The organism is Thalassolituus alkanivorans, from assembly GCF_020447205.1.
In the GTDB taxonomy this organism is placed as follows: Bacteria; Pseudomonadota; Gammaproteobacteria; order Pseudomonadales; family Oceanobacteraceae; genus Venatoribacter; species Venatoribacter alkanivorans.
On record NZ_JAJAEL010000039.1, the window covers coordinates 219,081 to 237,800 of the forward strand.

The window sequence follows — 18,720 nt, forward strand, 5'->3', positions numbered from 1 at the left end:
TTATTGATTTTACTGATGGGGATAAAAAAAAGCGGGTCAAGATTAACCCGCAAACAACGTCTTAGGAAGGATACTCATCCATGAGCACGATCATGAGTTACTACCATAACCCGGGGCCATGTCAGATTGGGCAAGCAGCTGTAAAGAAGGATCAGACGCTCCGCAGAGCGTCTGTGATCGTGTTTTACAGCAGCGCGAGGCTCAGGCCAGGCCAATAGGTAATAATCAGCACACAGGCGAGCAGAATAAAGAAGAACGGGATGGTGGCGCGGTACAGGGTCATAACCGGCTTATTAAAGCGGAAGCTGGCAATAAACAGGTTCATCCCAACCGGCGGCGTAAAGTAGCCCAGCTGCATATTCGCGAGGAACAGAATGCCCAGATGAATCGGATGAATGCCGTACTCAATGGCAATCGGCAGAATGATCGGAATCATAATGACGATGGCTGAGAAAATATCGAGCATCATGCCCAGAATCAGCAGGAAGATCGTCAGCAGCAGCAAAAAGGTGAACGAATCACTGACGTGTTGCTGGATAAAAGCAAAGATCTGCTCCGGAATGCCGGCGTCAATCATGTAATTGGTTGAAGCCATGGAGACCGCCAGAATCAGCAGAATCGCGCCCACCAGTTTCATCGAGTCGCGCATCACCAGCGGCAGCCGGGTCAGGCTGATTTCACGGCGGATAACCACACTGACGATCAGTACATAAAAGGCAGTCAGCGCAGCCGCCTCTGATACCGCGAAAAAGCCGCTGTAAATACCGCCCAATACTACAAAAGGCAGCGGAATTTCCCATGCGCTGTCTTTAATCGCCGCACAGGCTTCTGCTTTATCAAAAGGATGATGATCGCGCTCAATGCCACGTGACTGCCAGGCGCTGTAGAGCGACAGGGCAAACAACATCAGCAGGCCTGGCAGCAGACCGGCGAGGAACAGGTCATCGATGCTGACCGGGGTGTCCAGCGCCATTTGCTGAGCAACCACACCGTACAGAATCAGTGGCAGTGATGGTGCGAATAACAGACCCAGACTACCGGAAGTGGTAACCAGACCGAGATTAAACGACTCTTTGTAGCCTGCTTTCTGCAGCGCCGGTACCAGCAGGGCGCCAAGAGCGACGATGGTCACCCCGGAGGCGCCGGTAAAGGCGGTAAACAGTGCACAGGCTGCCAGAGCCACAATCGCCAGACCGCCGGGCATCCAGCCAAGGAAGGCATCGGTAATGCGTACCAGGCGTTGTGGAGCCTTGCTTTCGCCCAATAAATAACCTGCGAAGGTAAACAGCGGAATTGCAATCAGCACCGGCATTTCAGCAATCTGATAGATGCTGATGGCCATGGTCTGCAGATCAACATCCGTTTGCCAGAAGCCCCACATCGCGCTGGCCGCGATCACGGTAAAGAGTGGCGCACCGGCCAATGCCAGAAATAACAGTAACAACGGAACCAGAATGCTCATGCTTCAGCCTCCCGGGTCTGCCCGAGCAGTTCCTGCATGGCCTGCAGGCTGAAACGTAATCCCATCAGCGCGAAGCTTAACGGAATCACCAGTTGCAGAGGCCAGGCTGGCACACGTCCGAATGCGATATCGCCAAACTCGAAAGCAAAGCGCACAAAGGCCTGAGCATTCCAGGCTACAACCAGACAGATAAAGGCCGCAAAGGCCGAGGTCAGTACCGCCAGCCAGCATTTGGTTTGCGGACCAGCGAGGCGGTTGATCAGATCAATGGCGATATGTTCGCGTGAGCGGGTGGCAAGCAGGGCGCCAAGCAGGCCAAGCCAAAGTACCATAACCCGCAGCAATGGCTGCACCCAGACCACCCCGCCACCAAACAGTGTGCGGGCGAGAATATCGACGCCGGCGAGAACAATCATCGCCAGCAGTAACAGCACCAGTACAGCATCTTCGATGCGGTGCAGGGTAGACAGCCATTTCTTCATTACTGCGCAGCCGCCTGACGGTTGTTGTTCAGGCTCTGCTTCAGCTTGTTGTACAGCTCAACCGGGTAAACCGATTTCTCGCGCAGGGTGTTAATGCTGTCCTGCGCCATCTTGCGCCAGGCCAGCTTATCTTCTTCGGTCAGCTCGACAAACTGCATGCCATTCTGTGCCAGTGCCGCACGTGCACCCTGCTCGTCTTTTTCGTTCTGTACATCCATCGCGCGGAAGGTTGCTGCCATAATGCGTTTCACAACGGCCTGATCAGCAGCGTCGATTTTGCTGAAGGCGCGTTCGTCAACGACCAGCATGCCGAAGATAAAGGCCAGTGGAAAATCGGTGGCATAGCTCAGTTTGGTGTGCCATTGCAGGGCAATCGCCGAGGTGGCATTGACAGCAACGGTATCAATCAGGCCAGTCTGCAGGCTGGTATAAACATCGGATACCGGCAGGGAGATCGGCTCTACCTGACCATTCTCGAAGGTGGTCTGGCTGATGATGTCGCCTTCCGGCACCCAGACTTTCTGGCTGCGAACATCCACCGATGATTTCAGTGGCTTGTTGGACATCAGATAAGCAAAACCGCCTTCTGACAGGCCCAGCAGGATGTAGCCTTTTTCCTGCAGCGCTGCAGCGATGTACTGGTCGTACTCGGCGCGTACAGCACGCACTTCATCGAGATTGCGGAACGTAAATGGCAGGCTGTACAACTGCGTCACGTTGGTAATGTGTGACATTGCACCGGTAGAAACGGCACCACCCTGCAGCTGACGGATCTGCATTTTACGCAGCACGCTTTTATCGCTGCCCTGTACGCCACCGGGGAAATATTTGATTTTTACCCGGCTGTCGGTTTCCTGCTTGATGTCATCAGCAGCCTGACGCATCAGCTTCATCCAGTTGGTGCCATCAGGAACCAGAGTGGCAATTTTCAGGGTGGTGGCAGCCTGAGCCAGAGGACTCAGCAGACTCAGGGTCAGCGCCAGGGCGGTGATCAGTTTCATAGGATCTCACTCAAAGTATTCAGAGGATTCGGCTAACAGAACGGCTGCCTGGCGCTGGGCCAGACGGTTAATCAGGGTGAGCCCCTCGCTGTGCGGGTCGGCATCCAGAGCTTCCTGTAATAAGCGGTCGTGCAATTCCTGTTCAAACATCAGGCGGGCGTATTGCTTGGCGTACAGCACCTTGGCCATCAGGTTTTCGCCCCGGGTCATGTCGATGGCGCGTTCAAAATATTCCCGTCCCAGTTCCGGTTTACCGCCCAGTGACGGAGGGAGCTGGGTTTCCAGTACACCGAGGTAAACCTGCACGGTCGCGTGATCGTAGGCGGGGTCCTGGGTTGCGACCCACTGCATCAGAATTTTGACCTTGCCGAGCTGGGCGATGGCATTCCAGTCGTCGCTGTTGGCCTGAATCCAGCCGGCCCAGGCGGCAGCCATGGCGTAGAACACGGCGATATCGTCGGCGTCGTAGTCTTCTTCCAGACCGGCCAGAAGATCGTTCTGTGGGCCGTCGATTAAGGTGCAGGCATCTTCATCGTATTCGCACAGGGCGCGGCGGGCGTAGCCGATGGCCTTGTCGGCCATGCGTTTGGCCTGATCCGGGTCCTGAGCAAAGACGCCGGCATAAGCGCCGTACAGACGGGAGCCGGCGAGCAGGAAGTCTTCGTTTTCGGGGTAAGTAAGAATCAGGGCATCAAGTAACAACAGATAGGCCGGAGCACCGGCGGCGACGATGGCCGGGTCATCCTGGTTCATCATTGAACGGGAGAGGTTGCCGGGCAGGTTACTCACCGAGCAGGCGCTGAGTAACCCGAATAACATAAGACAGACTAGTGTTTTCATACCGCTTTCAGAACCAGAGCGCTGCTTTCAGGAGCGCGGATTGTACACTGGTTATCCTTGCGGTTTCATTACCTGCTCAGGCCATAAACCCCGGGTGTGTCAGCCAAGCTTCTCCAGCGGCTGATATTCAGCCGGTGCGCCGACGACAAAATCGATACCAATGGAACGCAGAATTTCCCAGACGTTATTGTTGGCGCTGTATTCGGCGATGGTTTTTTTGGCCATAAAATGCGTGATTTCCTGGATGGATTTCACCAGCGCATAATCGGCTGAACTGGTATGCAGCCCGTCAATAAAGCTGTGATCGATCTTCACATAGTCAACCGGCAGGGCTTTGAGGTATTCGAATGACGATTGTCCGGTACCGAAATCCGACAGCACAAACTGGCAGCCGAGACTGCGCATTTCATGCATAAAGTCGGCAGCATCCTCCAGATTGCGGATAGCGGATGTCTCGTTCAGCTCAAAACAGAGTTTCTTCACCGGAACATCTTTTTCGCGCGCCTGCTCAAAAATATAGGCCAGCAGGCTTTCATCATTGATGGCATGACCCGACAGGCGCAGCACAAAACGGCTGATACTCTGGGCGGCATTGGGGTGATCATGCAGCCACTGCACCAGTTGCTCCAGCGTCCAGCGGTCGAGCATATACATACGGTTGTAGTTTTCAGCGGCCTGCAGATATTCCAGTGGCGGAATCTGAGCACCATTTTTATCCCGGATGCTGATAATGATTTCGTACTGACGGGTTCCTTTGTGGCGTTCCTGAATGGCGGTGATCGGTACGCACAGCACCTGTAACTGGTTGTTGGCCAGCGCCTGATTGAGTTTGTTGCCCCAGGCCATAAACTCATCGTGACGCAGGCGGCCGGCGTCATCGAATTCGTACTGAACGATACGTGAGCCACCTTTTTCCTTGGCAATCAGGCAGGCAGATTCGGCCTGCTCAACCAGATCGGAAGCGTCGGTGATATCGGCATTCATGGCGGCCAGGCCGACACTGATATGAATATGGAAACTGTCTGAGCCACTGCTGATGGCAGTGCCTTCTATATTTTTCTTCAGTAGTTTGATGCTGGCTTCGGCCTGCTCCATATCCGCGTGATTGAGCAGTACGGCAAACTCGTTACTGCCGATACGGGCGCACAACGCGTCTTTGCACTCTTCTTCCAGCATGGTCGCCACGGCCTGCAGGCAGGTATCCCCGCCATCGACGCCGTAGTTTTTGTTGATCAGTTTGAACTGGTCGATATCGATCATGGCCAGAGTGCAGGGTGCCGGGTTGCGCAAGCTGGCCTGGAAGCGTTCCTGTAACTGACGCAGGAAATGCTGACGATTGGTGAGACCGGTAAGAGCGTCGATATTGGCCTGCTCAGACAGATCGCGGTAAATCTGTTGCACCAGTTTATCAACGCCCTGATCGACCGCTGATTCGTCCTGTTCGTACATCCGTTTCACCCGGCCTTCATCAAAGGCGCGGGCCAGTTCGGCCAGAGTAAAGTCGACCACTTTCATACCGCTGTGATTGACGCAGGCAAACTTGGAAGCATCCTGCGCAATCCACACCACAGACACCGCCTGATCCTGTTCCACCAGTAACAGCCAGTCGCCAATCTGCAGATTCATGGCACGGCGTACACCGCGACCTTCGGGCACCACTTCGGCGGGCTTGGCGACGAAGGTTGGCAGGTCGATGGCTTCACGGATTTCGCCCTGATTCAGATGGCTTTCGGCGGCGGCCATAATTTCGTCGTACCAGCGCTGGTGCTCCGGCAGGCTGCCATTCAGCCGATCAAGTTCGGCGCGGGCCAGCTCCATCATTGGCTGAAAGCGCTGCAGTAATTCCCGCCGGCCACTGTTGTCGGGATTAAACAGCGCAAGCACCTGACGGTAGAGCTTAACCGCACCTTTAAAGCGCTTGCTGTCCGGACCTTCGCGCAACAGCAGCAATGCCAGTATCTGTTGCCAGCCCTGCTGCAGCCATTCAACGACACAGGATGGTAGCGTCCGGTCGGAGCTGTCTTTACCGACCAGATGTTCAATCTGGCGGCGGACCTTCTGTAATTTATGCTCGCCCTCAGCAGCCTGAGCTACGCGTTCGGCATTTTGCCGGGCTTTGCGTTCTGCGCCGCTGACCAGACCCTGCAAGCTTTCGAGCAATTCATCGAGTGAGCTTTCATCATTGCTGATGTTGTGCACAACCGGGTCAACCAGGCTTTGCAAACGGGCTGTTATCTGAGCTTCGCCGCTGGTGGTGAGCTGACCCAGCTTGGCCAGTTGGTTCAGTACCTGCCGGCCGGGATGGTCAGGGTTGAACAGCAGGCTGGCGTCTTTCAGCATCAGCTGCAGTAATGGCCAGCCCAGACGTTCAATAAAGGGTTTGATAAATTCGGCAACCTGATCGCTCGACAGCAGGTGCTGGGTGACGTGTTCCAGTGTGTCGATGGCGTCACGGGATTCGGCTGGCAGGCTGACGTCTTTCTCGGCCAGGGCTTTTTCAACGTGCTCGCGTACATGCCCCTGAGCCAGGCTCTGCTGTTGGGCGACATGGCTCAGAACATTGCTGATCAGTTCAGGCTCCGCTGCCGGTAAGGCATCCTGTGCCAGAGCCGCCTGTTCAAACCGTTGGTAGCGCAATTGCAGCAGATTCTGAATATTGGAATAGGCCTGGCGGGCTTCTTCCTGGTGGCGCTGGAAGTTCTGCAGGGTCTGTTCGTTATAGTGAGCCGGCTGCATATTACGCGCAGCTGAACCTGAACCAGCGGAGCTGCTGATGGGAGAGATATTTCCTGCGCCGCTGTTACTGGAACCGCTGTTGTTACCAGAACCGTTGTTACCGGAGCCGTTGTTGCCGGAACCACTTCCTCCGCCGTTATTCTGGTTCTGTTGCGGGGCGTTTTCCTGCTTTTCCGGAGTGGGTCTCCGGTAGCGGAAGGTCAGTGGAATATCGATCTGTTTAACCAGATTCTGATACGTGGTTTGCAGGTTGCCACCGGCAATCTGTTCAAAGGTTTCAAAGGCCAGTGCCCGTGCTTCCTGTGGCAGCTGTAGTTTTTCCAGCGCATCGCGGAAGGCTTCGGTAACCGTGCCCGGGCCAATCGGGTTAAAGCAGTTTTCGATGCTGGCGTCGGACAGTGTGTCGAGCAGCTGACGCAGCTCGAAGGTCATGTGGGCCAGCCGTGACTGCAGGTGGGAGGAGGTCACTTTGGCCAGTAACCAGTCTTCAAATTCTGCCTGCTGTACCAGCGACAGACGCATATCGCCGCTGGCCTGCTGATTTTCAGCGCTGTATTCCGGCTTGCCTTCGGACCAGAGTTCAAGCTGACGTTTCAGGTTCTGGGTAAATTTCTGATGCAGTGCCGCAGCTTTGTCTTTCGACTGTTTTTCCAGTCGCAGCCACTGTTGCTGCTCAGTGGTGTTGCGCGCCATGTTGGCTTTGGTAAAGGTGCCTTCAAGAAATTCCGGCAGCCAGAGTTTGGGCAGACGGTCTATCAGGGCGTTGGCTTCCTGATGGAACAGCTCCAGATATTTTTTGCGCTGCTCGGGGCTGAGCTTCTTTACATTGCGGTGATTCTGGTTGAACTCCTGCAGCTGCAGAAACAGACGGTCGTCTGCTTGATGCAGGCGTACTCCGGCGTGCTGCTCGTTACAGAATACCCATTCTACTTTGACATTGGTTTTTTGCTGATCCAGTGACAGCTCCAGTGTCAGGGTGCCATTGGTATTCTGTGGCTGGCCGTGTGGCCAGAGCAGGTGCATGCCGCTTTGCGAATAGTCCAGCACCTGACAGTCGAGCGCGGTGCCGTCGGCAAATAACAGGCGTGCGTTAACGTAGGTGGAAAATCGCGGGTGTTCTCTCAGTTCGACAGCCATGTTTCAGTCCATTTATGCGGGGCAGCTTGAACTGACCCCGGTTTTGGAGCCCGGATTATCAGTATAGTCCGTCGCTCCATCCCTTCCTGTTCTGTGCAGTAATGCTGTTATATCCCGGCATTACCTGCGTTCGGGCGCACAAATACCAGCCAGTGCAGTGGCAGTATAGGGGGCCGTCAGGAATATATCTGTAAACGCATATTTTATCTGAATCCATGGCTGCGCCTACTGTTATTACGGCCAAAGTATCAGAAGGTTACGGCGTACAGACACCCGTTTAATCGCTGTCAGCAGATCCCGTATTGCGGTGATTATCTGCCCGCGCCTGCTTCAGTTTGCGGTACAGCGTGCGTTCACTGATGCCCAGTTTGTGAGCCAATCTGGCATTGTCTCCCGGGTGACGGGCGGCCAGTTGGGTAAGATAAGCGCTCTCGAGCTGATCCAGTGGCATGATATCCGGCAGGCCATTGTGGGCAATCAGGGCTGCAGGATTGTTATCTGCAGCATGCTGATGCTGGCTGAACTGGTGCAGATTCAGGCGCAGGTGTTCGGGTTCAATCTGTGAGCCGTCACACAGCAGGATGGCGCGCTCAATGCGGTTGCGCAGTTCGCGGATATTGCCGGGAAAATCCTGCTGTATCAGCCAGTCGCAGGCTTCTTCTGAAAGCTGCAGAACACGGTGCTGGCTGAGTTGCTGCAACAGGTGAGTTGCCAGTGGAATGATGTCTTCCGGCCGCTCGCGCAGGGAGGGCAAAACCACGGGGAAAGGGCTGATGCGGTAATACAGATCCTGGCGGAAGGTGCCGGCGGCAACCATATCACCCAGTTGGCGGTGAGTAGCGCAAATCAGACGGAAATCGGCATGGCGCGGGGTGATGCTACCTACCGGACGGTAACTGCCGGATTCGATCAGACGCAATAACTTAACCTGCATTGGCAGCGGAATATCGCCGATTTCATCCAGAAATAACGTGCCACCACGGGCTGCTTCTACCAGTCCGGGTTTGCGGTGAGTGGCGCCGGTAAAAGCGCCTTTCTCGTGCCCGAATAATTCACTTTCAAACAGGCTTTCAGTCAGTCCTGAGCATTCTACGGTAACAAAGGGGCTGTTACGCCGCGGACTGTGGCCGTGCAGATACTGTGCGGCCAGTTCTTTACCGGTGCCGGATTCGCCCAGCAGCAGGACGCTGATATCGCTGGCGGATGCACGACTGAGCAGTTCCAGCATCTGGGTATAAGCCGGGCTGTAACCAACCATCTGTTGTTCAAACGGGCAGTCGCCATGCTGCACCGGATTCATAATTTCTACGAAGAAACGGATTTCGCCCTGCTCATCACGGATCGGGCTGATTTCAACATCCACATGCTCACGTCCGCGGGCCGTGTTGTGAATATGCAGAATGCGCTGACGCTGGCCACTTTCGAAGCACTGACGCAGCGGGCAGGTTTCACCGGCCTGATCGCAGGGCACCTTGTAGCCATGGGATACGTCATAGCAGTGTCGGCCGACCACATCATCATTACCGGCGAATGTGTGGCGATAGGCTTCGTTGGCGGCACAGATTTCATAATCCGGACTGAGCAGTACGGCAGGTGCGGCAATGGCATCCAGCAAAGAAGAGATGGCAGGCAGAGAGCGGTAATGTGGATTGCTGAACATAACATGACGCCTGTGGCAGGTGATGTGTCAAATCTGGCAGTCCGTCAGTAATTTGTAAAGCATTGTCTGGGATTTATCCTGCGGTGCGGGCCTTTCAGCACGTTTATCCGGATTGGCCTGCTCCTTGCTATGCTCTGTGCCGCCCGGCGCGGCATATGGATAGTCCGCATCCCTGCGACAAAGCATCGCAGTGCTGTTACTGATATATTGCTTTATGCTGATAAAGTTATTTTGGCATTTTATGTTTCTGTCGCGCTGCAGAGGGTCTGCCGGCCATTGCCGGCCTACGGTGTGCCACTTTTTCAAGAGAACGTTTATGGCAAAAAAATCCCTGTTTTCTGTACCTCTGGTGCGCGAGCTGATGGTCGTTCTGCTGATCAAGCTGGTGTTGATTTTTGCCATCCGCATTTTCTGGTTTTCTGACCCTGTGGACATGACCAATCCGCAGGATGCTGTTTCGCAACAATTAGGTCTTTCAACTATTACCCCCTCGCAATCGGAGGATCAGCAATGATCAGTGAGAGTCTCGTCGATTTATCGCGGCTGCAGTTTGCTATCACCGCGCTTTATCACTTTTTGTTTGTGCCATTAACGCTGGGTCTGTCATTTATTCTGGCGATTATGGAATCTGCTTTCGTGATGACCGGTAAACAGGTCTATCAGGATATGGTGAAATTCTGGGGCAAGTTATTTGGTATTAACTTTGCCCTTGGCGTAACCACGGGCCTGACTATGGAATTTCAGTTCGGTACGAACTGGGCGTATTACTCACATTATGTGGGTGACATCTTCGGTGCACCGCTGGCGATTGAAGGCCTGATGGCGTTCTTCCTCGAATCGACCTTTATTGGTTTATTCTTTTTTGGCTGGGACCGCCTGACCCGCGTACAGCATTTAATGGTGACCTGGCTGGTGGCGATTGGCTCCAATATGTCGGCGCTGTGGATTCTGATTGCCAATGGCTGGATGCAGAATCCGGTGGGGGCAGAATTTAATTACGAAACCATGCGCATGGAAATGACTGACTTTGCTGAGGTGATTTTTAACCCGGTAGCGCAGGTTAAATTTGTACATACCGTATCTGCCGGTTATGTCACCGGGGCGATGTTTGTGCTGGCAATTTCAGCGTATTACATGCTGAAAAAACGCGACCTTCCTTTTGCCCGCCGCTCTTTTGCCATTGCCGCAAGCTTCGGTTTTGCCTCCATTATCAGTGTGATTATTCTCGGCGATGAATCCGGTTACGAAATTGGCGATGTGCAGAAAACCAAACTGGCAGCGATTGAAGCCGAATGGCATACCCAGGAACCACCGGCAGATTTCACCCTGATTGGCTTCCCGAATCAGGAAACCATGGAAACCGATTACGCGGTTAAAATTCCGGGCGCACTGGGGTTAATTGCTACCCGTTCGGTGGATGAGGAAATTGTCGGTATTAAAGATCTGCTGAAGGAACATGAGCTGCGCATTCGTCGTGGTATCGAAGCTTATGCTCTGCTTGAAAAAATGCGTCATGGCGATAAGTCCGATCCGACGGTTGCAGCCTTTGATGCACTGAAAGACGATCTTGGTTATGGCCTGCTGCTGAAGAAATATACCAACAATGTGGTCGATGCTACCGAAGAACAAATCAAGCAGGCGGCACAGGATACCATTCCGAAAGTAGCGCCTATGTTCTGGGCATTTCGTCTTATGGTTGGCCTTGGCTTCCTGATGCTGATTCTGATTTCACTATCGTTCTACTACAGCACACAGCACAACGTAGAAACCAAAACCTGGTTGTTAAAAGCCCTGATTATTTCGTTGCCGGCGCCGTGGATTGCCTGTGAAGTCGGCTGGTTTGTCGCTGAATTCGGTCGCCAGCCATGGTCGATTGCCGAAGTGTTACCAACGCATTTATCTGTATCAACCCGTTCGGTGGAAGATCTGTATATGAGTCTGGCAGGGTTTATCGGTTTTTATACGCTGCTGTTAATTGTCGAAATGTACCTGATGATCCGCTTTGCCCGACTGGGGCCATCCAGTCTGCATACCGGCCGTTATCATTTTGAACAGAATCACGGTGCCGGTGCGGCTATCGCCCAGCCCCAGCAAGCTGTCGCCGATCAGGCATAAGGAGCAGAACATGGATTACGAAAGCCTTAAATTAATCTGGTGGGTATTAATTGGTGTGCTGCTGATTGGTTTTGCAGTGACCGACGGTTTCGATATGGGCGTAGGTGCCTTGTTACGTGTGCTCGGTAAAACTGACAGCGAGCGCCGCGTGATGCTGAATACCATTGGCCCGCACTGGGATGGTAATCAGGTGTGGTTTATTACCGCCGGTGGTGCCATTTTTGCGGCCTGGCCGGTGGTGTATGCCGTCGCATTTTCCGGTTTTTACTGGGCGCTGTTGCTGGTGTTGTTTGCACTGTTTTTCCGTCCGGTGGGTTTTGAGTACCGCTCGAAAATGGAAGATCCGCGCTGGCGCAGTGCCTGGGACTGGGGCCTGACCATTGGCGGCGCGGTTCCGGCACTGGTGTTTGGTGTGGCCTTCGGCAATTTATTCCTCGGCGTGCCCTTTACGCTGGATGAATTTATGCGCTCCACCTATACCGGTTCATTCTGGGCGCTGCTGAATCCGTTTGCGCTGGTGGCCGGTTTGGTCAGTCTTGGTATGCTGGCCATGCACGGTGCAACCTATCTGCAGATGCGTACCGATGGTGACCTGCACGAGCGCGCGCGGAAAATCTCTATTCTGCTGGCGATTATCGTTGCCGTACTTTTTGCCACGGCCGGCATCTGGATTTATGCGGGAATCGACGGTCTGGTAATTACCAGTACGATTAATACTGCCGCGGCCATGACGCCACTGGATAAAACCGTGGACGTCGCAGCGGGTGGCTGGCTGGAAAATTATTCCCGTTATCCGCTCATGATCAGCGCACCGGTAATCGCTTTTACCGGCCTGTTAATTACCGTGCTGATGTCTGCTGCTAACCGTGGTGCTCTGGCCTTTATCGGCAGCTCGCTGGCGGTAACCGGTATTATCTGTACCGCAGGTTTCAGCCTGTTTCCGTTCATTATGCCATCAAGCCTGGACCCTTCGTTCAGTCTGACGGTATGGGATGTGGTTTCCAGTCAGAAAACGCTGGGCATTATGTTCTGGGTGGCGATGTTCTTTGTACCGATTATTCTGCTGTACACCACCTGGGGCTATTACAAGATGCGCGGTCGCTTAACCACCGCCTTTATTGAAGACAATAAATACAGCACTTACTGAGAAAGGAGACGATTTATGTGGTATTTCGCCTGGATTTTAGGGGTGTTGCTGGCCTGTTCTTTTGGTCTGATTAACGCCATGTGGCTGGAAATGAACGAAAACTTCGACCGCGATGCGGACCTGAAAGAGTAAGCCATGAACGCACCGGTGGATTACAAAGCTTACGGCCCGCTGTATGCGGGCTGGGCCCGGGCGTTGTCATTACTGGCAGCGCTCGGTTTATCGGGATTATTGCTGGTGGTGCCGCATGTGGTCGCCAGCGAAACCATGAATATTGACCACGGCCTGCTGTCGCTGTGCCTGTGGGGCATCAGCGCCGGTTTTGTGCATGGTGTTGGCTATGTGCCGGAAATGAAAATCTGGCGCCTGGTGTTCAGCCCTTATATCGGCTGGCCACTGATGCTGGTTTGTGGCTGGTGGTGGATCGTCTGACAGCTGTTGTCTGAGTGTCGGGGCTGCCATACCGGCTGTATTTCTGTATGCTTATCCGGAAATGTAAGAGGAGAACTGACATGGCATTAAGCAAAGACGATTTATTGGCCGAAGCCCGCTCTGCGGTGAATCCTGTTGATGCCGCCGCCGCTGAGGCGTTGCTGGCGAACGGCGCTGTGGTACTCGATGTACGTGAGCCGGCGGAGTTTGATATGGGCCACCTGCCGGGTGCGGTTAACGTCCCGCGCGGTGTGCTGGAATTCCGTGTCGGTGATCACCCGGCGCTGACCAATCCCCAGGCCGAGATTCTGCTGTATTGTAAAAATGGCGGCCGCAGCACACTGGCAGCCTACACCCTGAAACGCATGGGGTTTGAGCAGGTGAAAATGCTGGTGGGTGGCTTCGATGGCTGGAGCGGCACCGTGCATAAAGTGGAAGTTGACCCAAGCGTGTATCGCTGAGGAGTTGCAGGCCATGGGAATGTTAAAACGCAGTGTGTTGCTGACTGCAATGCTTGGTCTGGCGCCGGTGTGGGTGGTGGCTGCCGATAATGCTCAGCTGACTCAGGAAGCCCGGCAACAGACCAAAGCCTTTGCTCAGGCATTGCAGAAAACCCTGAAGCAGGGGATTCAGGCGAGCGGCCCTGAAGCGGCGATTCAGCTGTGCAATACCGAAGCTCCGGCCATTGCCGCCGGGCTGAGCCAGAATGGCTGGCAGGTGGCGCGCACCTCAACAAAAATCCGCAACCCGGATAATGTTGCTGATGATTGGGAACTGCAGACGCTGGAAGATTTTTCCCGCCGGCTGCAGGCCGGTGAAGACCCGGCGGGCATTGAAGCGACGACCGTTGCCGATGGCGAATTCCGTTATATGAAAGCCATTCCAACGGCGCCGCTCTGTCTGACCTGTCATGGCTCACAACTGGCACCGGCGGTAACCGCCAGGCTGGACGAGTTGTATCCTGCCGATCAGGCACGCGGCTTTAATGCCGGCGATCTGCGTGGTGCTTTCACTTTGCGTAAAACACTGGAGGAATAACGTGTCGGAACACCGTATTGATATTCGCTGGGAAAAACAGGGTGAGTTTTCCCATGAGGGATTTGAGCGCCGCCATAGTATTCAGTTTTTACCTCAGGTCAGTCTGACCGCAGGCGGGGCCGGTAACGATTTCGGTGCCGACCCTGAACAGATGCTGGCGGCGGCGATGGCCAGCTGCCATATGCAGACCTTTCTGGCACTGGCGGCGAAAAAGCGCCTGCAGGTGTTGTCGTATGACGATTCGGCGGTGGCGGAAATGGAACAGCGCGACGATGGAAAATTTTGGGTTGCCCGTATCCGTCTGAATCCGAAGGTGGTTTTCAGCGGCGATAAACAACCGGATGAAGCGGCGGTGATCGCCATGCACGATAAAGCACACCAGCATTGTTTTATTGCTAACTCCACTACCAGCGACGTTCAGGTTAATCCGCTGTTCTGAGTGCTGTAAGCGGCGCCGATTGCCTTTATGGGTGATCTGCGTCGCCTTTTACCGTTAAGATTCAGCTACTCTTTTACGTAACCAATGTTTATCAAGTGGTTTACCTGACGGTGCTGAACTGAGCTTTGATGATTCTCTCCTTTTCTAAAATGGTCGGCCTCTCCGGCGTTGATAACAACGAAAATGCCCGCGCCCGGCGCATTGGCCGTATGTTTGAATGGCCGATGATTCTGATCGCTTTCTGGATTGTATTCGAGTGGTATCTCGAAGCCCGCGCCGATGGCCCACTGCCGTACACCTACATTACCGACTGGTTTTTGTGGACTTTCTTTTTGCTGGAAACCCTGGTGCTGACCGCGGTGGTGGACGATAAGGCGCGCTATTTACGTAATAACTGGAGCAATCTGGTGATTGTGATTGCCGGTATGCCGTTGCTCTGGCAGGCCTTTCCCCACGCTGGTGGCTTACGTGCGCTGCGATTGCTGGCAATGTTCACCATGCTGATGAATATGTCCGGCTCGTTCCAGAAAATTATGGGAAGAAATCACCTTGGGCCGACCCTGATGGTGAGTTTCATCATCATCATTATGGCCGGCACCTTAATGGCGGTGATTGATCCCAATGTGCAGACACCGATGGATGGTATCTGGTGGGCCTGGGTAACGGTAACCACCGTGGGCTATGGTGATATTGTGCCGGGCAGCACCGCCGGGCGTTTATTCGGGTCGGTACTGATTCTGATGGGAATCGGTTTATTTTCGATGATGACCGCCAGCTTTTCTGCGTTTTTTATGCAGCAGGAAGAAGAAGACCTGATTGCCAAAGAAACGGCGAATGCCGACCGTCTGGCTAAAATGGAAAGCCGTATGGAGCAGCTGGAAACCAAACTGGATCAGCTGCTGACCATTGCCCTGGAAGCTGAGCAGCAACGCCGTGAACAGGGACGCGACCTGGATGGTGGCGAGCGTTAATCAGTCTGTTCTGCGCACTGGATACATTGGGTTGTGTAAGGAACGGCCTGCAGGCGCTTTTCGTCAATCGTATTCCCACATTCGCTGCATTCGCCATAAATTCCTGCATCCAGACGCGCCAGTGCCTGATTGATCATCGTGATCTCGTGTAAAGATTCACCGGCAATGGCATGCAGTACATCGTCATTTTCCCGCTCTACCGCTTGTTCGGCAAAATCTGCGGACAAAGGCTCATCGCGGTGACTGGCATCACGCTCAACCTTACTGGCGCGGTTTTCCAGCATGGCTTTACGCTGTGTTAACACTTGTCTGATGGCGCTGGTATCCATATCACTTTCCTTTGTTAGCTTTACTTCAGGCTAGGCCAGAGGAGGGTTTTTCTCCTTGATGTGCATCAGGAAGCTGGCAACTTCCTGCGCTGAGGGCGGATGGCTTAGCCTACACTGTGCCAAACGGCGGAGAGGCACGTTATGGAAGATCCACTCTATCTGAATGATCCCTATCAGGCTCTGGGACAGAAAATGCATTTTATGCAGCGACTGGAGCGTCTTTACCGGGTATTGCGCGAGCAGTATGAAGGCGTGCAGCGTTTTGCGCTGGTGCTGTACAACCCTGAAGATGGGCTGCTGTCGACTTTTGTTTATGAAAGCGATGACACCTCGCCGCTGTTAGGTTACAGCGTGCGGCTGGATGACGTGCCGTCACTGCAGGCTCTGGCCGATAAACCGGCTTTGCGGGTGGTTAATGACATGCGCTGTTTCCGTCATAAGAGTTTATCTGTTCATACCGCAGCGTTGTTGTCGCAGGGCTACCGGGCGAGTCTCACCATGCCGGTATTCCATGATGGTGCTTTGCTGGGATTTCTGTTCCTGAACTCACTGCAGCGGCATTATTTTTCTGAGCAGAAAATTGCCTACTGCAACCTGTGGGCGCATCTGGTTGGCCAGTTGCTGGTGCGCGAACATGATGCGGTTGCCCGTATGCAGGCGTTGGTAAAATTTGCCACCGACGTCAGCGGTCGCCGTTCGGTAGAAACCGATGCCCATGTGCGGCGCATGGCTGCCTATGCGCGCATGATTGCCCGCGCACTGCAGAAAAAACTGCAGTTAAGCGATGCCTTTATCGAATATCTGGCGCTGTTCGCTCCTCTGCATGACATCGGTAAAATTGCCATCCCCGACAGTATTCTGCACAAAGCCGGCCCGCTGACGGCGGACGAATTCGAGCGAATGAAATCCCATGTGAAAGTCGGGCGCGATATTGTCGACCAGGCTCTGGAGCATTTTGCGCTCGGCGATATGGAGCACACAGAAATGCTGCGCAACATTGTTCAGTATCACCATGAAAAACTGAATGGCAGTGGTTATCTCGGGGCCGAAGGCGATGACGTACCGCTGGAAGCGCGGATTATTGCGGTGGCCGATATTCTTGATGCCTTGTTAAACCGGCGCAGCTACAAGGAAGCCTGGCCACAGGACAAAGTCTTCGCTGAATTACAGCAAATGGCGGCGCACAACGAGCTCGATCAGGCTTGTGTGGATGCCGTGTTAAAGCATCCACAACAGGTTGATGATATTCAGCGACGCTATCCGTCCTGAGTCTGCTCAGGACTGTTCCAGCAATTCAATCGCCAGACGGACAAAGTCTTTGGAGCTGAGCAGACCGATCAGATGATTTTCACTATCGGTAACCAGTAAGCAACCCTGACGGCTGTTGCGTAACTGCTGACCGGCGACGGTCAGTGGCATATCGGCCGGAATGGTTTGAACATCGGTATTAATGCAGGAGCTCAGTTTGGTTTGTGCCAGATACGTCTGCAGATTATGCGCGCCAAATTTATCGGTAATACGGAATGCTTCGGTTAAAAATTCTTTCTGACTGAGCAGGCCGAATATTTTCCCTTCTGCATCAACTACCGGAATGTGGCGAACCTGATGGCGCCCCATCGTTTGTTCAGCATCCTGCAGGGTATCGTCGGGCAGGTGAGTAAGCAGTTCGCGGGTCATCAGGTCGCTGACCAGTTTCATAGCATGTTCCTGTAAAAGTACGCCGGACGGAGCAGCCGCTACGGCGGTGTGGTTATGTATTGTTTATCAGTAAAGCAGGAAATAGCCGGAGTGCTATGCTGAAACTATTCAAAGGAGGGTGGTATGAGCATCAATAATCACATTCGTAATTACTATGAACAGCTGGTTGCCGAAGAGATCCTGCGTCGTTTACATGGCCAGTCGCCAGCGGTCAGCATCGAACATATGGCTGATATCGCCTGTGTTGCTCTTAACCGACTTCCTCCCCGCTATATCCGCTTTGAGGTGGATATGGCGTTTTTTATGACCCCGGATGAGCTGGTGCAAACCAATAATCGTGTTATCGAGGCCGTCACAGAGGCCATCGCTTTCGTTGAAAAGCACCGGCGTGAAGAAGACGAGTAGTGACCTTTTCTTTACATAATGTAAAGAAACACTCCAGCTGCTTGAAACTACAGCACTTTTTCTCCGACACTGGACCCCGGACCCGGGGGGACGTATGAATCTGTTATTAGTTGATGACGATCAGGAGCTGTGCGCATTACTGCGCCGCTACCTTGAGCGTGAATTATTTAAAGTGACAACGGTACACACCGCAGACGAAGGATTGAGCGAAGCACTGACCGGTAAATACCAGGCGGTGATTCTGGATATTATGCTGCCGGGTGGTAACGGCCTGGAGATTCTGCGCAGTATCCGTCAGCGTAGTGATCTGCCGGTTATTATGCTGACGGCCAAAGGGGACGAACTGGACCGTATCGAGGGGCTGGAAATCGGCGCCGATGATTATCTGCCCAAACCCTGTAACCCGCGTGAGTTATCCGCCCGCCTGCGTTCAGTCTTACGCCGTAATCGCTCCGCCGAAGTGGTATCTGCCAACATTGAGCTGGATGAGCTGGTGATTGATCTCGACCAGCATCAGGTATTGCGCAATAACGAAGCAGTCGAATTAACGGTGACAGAATTCAACATTCTCAGTGTGCTGGCCCGTGATGCCGGCAAAGTGGTGGAAAAGAACCGTCTGGCAGAGCAGTCCATGCAACGCTCTCTGACGCTGTTTGACCGCAGTCTGGATATGCATCTGAGCAATTTGCGTAAAAAACTCGGACCCAACCGTAACGGCGATGCCCGTATCCGTACCATTCGTGGCGTTGGCTACATGTACGCTCCGGAACAGGAGATGGCTCAGGCCTGATTCGTGCGCGGCATTTTTATCCGGATCTATCTCGCCTT

General features: G+C 53.8%; 20 protein-coding genes. 12 read left to right on the forward strand and 8 right to left on the reverse strand.

The annotated features are described in order from the left end of the window. Positions 1-184 precede the first annotated feature (184 nt). The 6 genes from LGT44_RS16420 to LGT44_RS16445 all read right to left on the reverse strand — a co-directional run bounded on the left by LGT44_RS16420 (position 185) and on the right by LGT44_RS16445 (position 9,318). Positions 185-1,462 carry a TRAP transporter large permease gene (locus tag LGT44_RS16420; protein WP_230332381.1) on the reverse strand — a complete coding sequence of 426 codons (1,278 nt, stop codon included), beginning with the start codon at positions 1,460-1,462 and terminating at the stop codon, positions 185-187. Continuing rightward, positions 1,459-1,944, reverse strand: coding sequence for a TRAP transporter small permease (locus LGT44_RS16425; RefSeq protein ID WP_230332382.1), 486 nt, complete (start codon positions 1,942-1,944; stop codon positions 1,459-1,461). Before LGT44_RS16425 ends, LGT44_RS16420 begins: the two co-directional genes overlap by 4 nt. Next, positions 1,944-2,945 carry a TRAP transporter substrate-binding protein gene (locus tag LGT44_RS16430; protein ID WP_145466695.1) on the reverse strand — a complete coding sequence of 334 codons (1,002 nt, stop codon included), beginning with the start codon at positions 2,943-2,945 and terminating at the stop codon, positions 1,944-1,946. The genes LGT44_RS16425 and LGT44_RS16430 overlap by 1 nt, the downstream gene beginning before the upstream one ends. A gap of 6 nt (positions 2,946-2,951) precedes the next feature. Beyond that, positions 2,952-3,785 (reverse strand): TRAP transporter TatT component family protein, encoded by an 834-nt coding sequence (locus LGT44_RS16435; protein ID WP_230332383.1) that lies wholly within the window; start codon positions 3,783-3,785, stop codon positions 2,952-2,954. Positions 3,786-3,884: 99 nt separating this feature from the next. Next, positions 3,885-7,658, reverse strand: a complete 3,774-nt coding sequence (locus LGT44_RS16440; RefSeq protein WP_230332384.1) for a DUF1631 family protein — start codon at positions 7,656-7,658, stop codon at positions 3,885-3,887. 277 nt (positions 7,659-7,935) lie between these two features. Further along, positions 7,936-9,318: a sigma-54 interaction domain-containing protein gene (locus LGT44_RS16445; protein ID WP_145466693.1), complete on the reverse strand. Its 1,383-nt coding sequence runs from the start codon at positions 9,316-9,318 to the stop codon at positions 7,936-7,938. Between the two features lie 316 nt (positions 9,319-9,634). Here LGT44_RS16445 and cydP point away from each other — a divergent pair, with 316 nt between their 5' ends. The 9 genes from cydP (at position 9,635) to LGT44_RS16490 (ending at position 15,460) form a co-directional block, all read left to right on the forward strand. Further along, positions 9,635-9,832, forward strand: a complete 198-nt coding sequence (cydP, locus tag LGT44_RS16450; protein ID WP_230332385.1) for a cytochrome oxidase putative small subunit CydP — start codon at positions 9,635-9,637, stop codon at positions 9,830-9,832. Further along, positions 9,829-11,433, forward strand: a complete 1,605-nt coding sequence (locus LGT44_RS16455) for a cytochrome ubiquinol oxidase subunit I (protein WP_145466691.1) — start codon at positions 9,829-9,831, stop codon at positions 11,431-11,433. Before cydP ends, LGT44_RS16455 begins: the two co-directional genes overlap by 4 nt. Positions 11,434-11,443: 10 nt before the next feature. Continuing rightward, positions 11,444-12,580 (forward strand): cytochrome d ubiquinol oxidase subunit II, encoded by a 1,137-nt coding sequence (cydB, locus tag LGT44_RS16460; protein WP_230332386.1) that lies wholly within the window; start codon positions 11,444-11,446, stop codon positions 12,578-12,580. A 15-nt stretch (positions 12,581-12,595) separates the two neighbouring features. Then, positions 12,596-12,712, forward strand: coding sequence for a cytochrome bd-I oxidase subunit CydX (cydX, locus tag LGT44_RS16465; RefSeq protein WP_145466689.1), 117 nt, complete (start codon positions 12,596-12,598; stop codon positions 12,710-12,712). 3 nt (positions 12,713-12,715) lie between these two features. Further along, positions 12,716-13,012: a cyd operon YbgE family protein gene (locus LGT44_RS16470; RefSeq protein ID WP_230332387.1), complete on the forward strand. Its 297-nt coding sequence runs from the start codon at positions 12,716-12,718 to the stop codon at positions 13,010-13,012. An 80-nt stretch (positions 13,013-13,092) separates the two neighbouring features. Then, positions 13,093-13,473: a rhodanese-like domain-containing protein gene (locus LGT44_RS16475; protein WP_145466687.1), complete on the forward strand. Its 381-nt coding sequence runs from the start codon at positions 13,093-13,095 to the stop codon at positions 13,471-13,473. A gap of 13 nt (positions 13,474-13,486) precedes the next feature. Further along, the gene (locus tag LGT44_RS16480; protein ID WP_230332388.1) at positions 13,487-14,050 is read left to right on the forward strand and encodes a Tll0287-like domain-containing protein; all 564 of its coding nucleotides are present in this window, start codon (positions 13,487-13,489) and stop codon (positions 14,048-14,050) included. Position 14,051: 1 nt separating this feature from the next. Beyond that, entirely contained in the window at positions 14,052-14,489 is a 438-nt protein-coding gene (locus LGT44_RS16485) for an OsmC family protein (RefSeq protein ID WP_230332389.1), read from the forward strand. Positions 14,490-14,617: 128 nt separating this feature from the next. Continuing rightward, entirely contained in the window at positions 14,618-15,460 is an 843-nt protein-coding gene (locus tag LGT44_RS16490; protein ID WP_225693558.1) for a potassium channel family protein, read from the forward strand. On the opposite strand, the gene LGT44_RS16495 is transcribed toward LGT44_RS16490, so the two are convergent. Further along, positions 15,457-15,789, reverse strand: coding sequence for a TraR/DksA family transcriptional regulator (locus tag LGT44_RS16495; protein ID WP_145466684.1), 333 nt, complete (start codon positions 15,787-15,789; stop codon positions 15,457-15,459). The two genes, LGT44_RS16490 and LGT44_RS16495, sit on opposite strands and share 4 nt — an antisense overlap. A 141-nt stretch (positions 15,790-15,930) precedes the next feature. Here LGT44_RS16495 and LGT44_RS16500 point away from each other — a divergent pair, with 141 nt between their 5' ends. Next, positions 15,931-17,058: an HD domain-containing phosphohydrolase gene (locus LGT44_RS16500; RefSeq protein WP_145466683.1), complete on the forward strand. Its 1,128-nt coding sequence runs from the start codon at positions 15,931-15,933 to the stop codon at positions 17,056-17,058. Between the two features lie 6 nt (positions 17,059-17,064). On the opposite strand, the gene LGT44_RS16505 is transcribed toward LGT44_RS16500, so the two are convergent. Next, the gene (locus LGT44_RS16505) at positions 17,065-17,487 is read right to left on the reverse strand and encodes a CBS domain-containing protein (protein WP_145466682.1); all 423 of its coding nucleotides are present in this window, start codon (positions 17,485-17,487) and stop codon (positions 17,065-17,067) included. A gap of 123 nt (positions 17,488-17,610) precedes the next feature. On the opposite strand from LGT44_RS16505, the gene LGT44_RS16510 reads away from it, so the two are divergent. Then, positions 17,611-17,892 (forward strand): late competence development ComFB family protein, encoded by a 282-nt coding sequence (locus LGT44_RS16510; protein WP_230332390.1) that lies wholly within the window; start codon positions 17,611-17,613, stop codon positions 17,890-17,892. Between the two features lie 94 nt (positions 17,893-17,986). Continuing rightward, positions 17,987-18,682 (forward strand): response regulator transcription factor, encoded by a 696-nt coding sequence (locus LGT44_RS16515; protein ID WP_145466680.1) that lies wholly within the window; start codon positions 17,987-17,989, stop codon positions 18,680-18,682. Positions 18,683-18,720: the final 38 nt, after the last annotated feature.

Excerpts from the sequence above, each read along its gene's own strand:
- LGT44_RS16420 (WP_230332381.1), bottom strand. The coding sequence starts at position 1,462 with ATGAGCATTCTGGTTCCGTTGTTACTGTTATTTCTGGCATTGGCCGGT.
- LGT44_RS16425 (WP_230332382.1), bottom strand. The coding sequence starts at position 1,944 with ATGAAGAAATGGCTGTCTACCCTGCACCGCATCGAAGATGCTGTACTG.
- LGT44_RS16430 (WP_145466695.1), bottom strand. The coding sequence starts at position 2,945 with ATGAAACTGATCACCGCCCTGGCGCTGACCCTGAGTCTGCTGAGTCCT.
- LGT44_RS16435 (WP_230332383.1), bottom strand. The coding sequence starts at position 3,785 with ATGAAAACACTAGTCTGTCTTATGTTATTCGGGTTACTCAGCGCCTGC.
- LGT44_RS16440 (WP_230332384.1), bottom strand. The coding sequence starts at position 7,658 with ATGGCTGTCGAACTGAGAGAACACCCGCGATTTTCCACCTACGTTAAC.
- LGT44_RS16445 (WP_145466693.1), bottom strand. The coding sequence starts at position 9,318 with ATGTTCAGCAATCCACATTACCGCTCTCTGCCTGCCATCTCTTCTTTG.
- cydP (WP_230332385.1), top strand. The coding sequence starts at position 9,635 with ATGGCAAAAAAATCCCTGTTTTCTGTACCTCTGGTGCGCGAGCTGATG.
- LGT44_RS16455 (WP_145466691.1), top strand. The coding sequence starts at position 9,829 with ATGATCAGTGAGAGTCTCGTCGATTTATCGCGGCTGCAGTTTGCTATC.
- cydB (WP_230332386.1), top strand. The coding sequence starts at position 11,444 with ATGGATTACGAAAGCCTTAAATTAATCTGGTGGGTATTAATTGGTGTG.
- cydX (WP_145466689.1), top strand. The coding sequence starts at position 12,596 with ATGTGGTATTTCGCCTGGATTTTAGGGGTGTTGCTGGCCTGTTCTTTT.
- LGT44_RS16470 (WP_230332387.1), top strand. The coding sequence starts at position 12,716 with ATGAACGCACCGGTGGATTACAAAGCTTACGGCCCGCTGTATGCGGGC.
- LGT44_RS16475 (WP_145466687.1), top strand. The coding sequence starts at position 13,093 with ATGGCATTAAGCAAAGACGATTTATTGGCCGAAGCCCGCTCTGCGGTG.
- LGT44_RS16480 (WP_230332388.1), top strand. The coding sequence starts at position 13,487 with ATGGGAATGTTAAAACGCAGTGTGTTGCTGACTGCAATGCTTGGTCTG.
- LGT44_RS16490 (WP_225693558.1), top strand. The coding sequence starts at position 14,618 with ATGATTCTCTCCTTTTCTAAAATGGTCGGCCTCTCCGGCGTTGATAAC.
- LGT44_RS16495 (WP_145466684.1), bottom strand. The coding sequence starts at position 15,789 with ATGGATACCAGCGCCATCAGACAAGTGTTAACACAGCGTAAAGCCATG.
- LGT44_RS16500 (WP_145466683.1), top strand. The coding sequence starts at position 15,931 with ATGGAAGATCCACTCTATCTGAATGATCCCTATCAGGCTCTGGGACAG.
- LGT44_RS16505 (WP_145466682.1), bottom strand. The coding sequence starts at position 17,487 with ATGAAACTGGTCAGCGACCTGATGACCCGCGAACTGCTTACTCACCTG.
- LGT44_RS16510 (WP_230332390.1), top strand. The coding sequence starts at position 17,611 with ATGAGCATCAATAATCACATTCGTAATTACTATGAACAGCTGGTTGCC.
- LGT44_RS16515 (WP_145466680.1), top strand. The coding sequence starts at position 17,987 with ATGAATCTGTTATTAGTTGATGACGATCAGGAGCTGTGCGCATTACTG.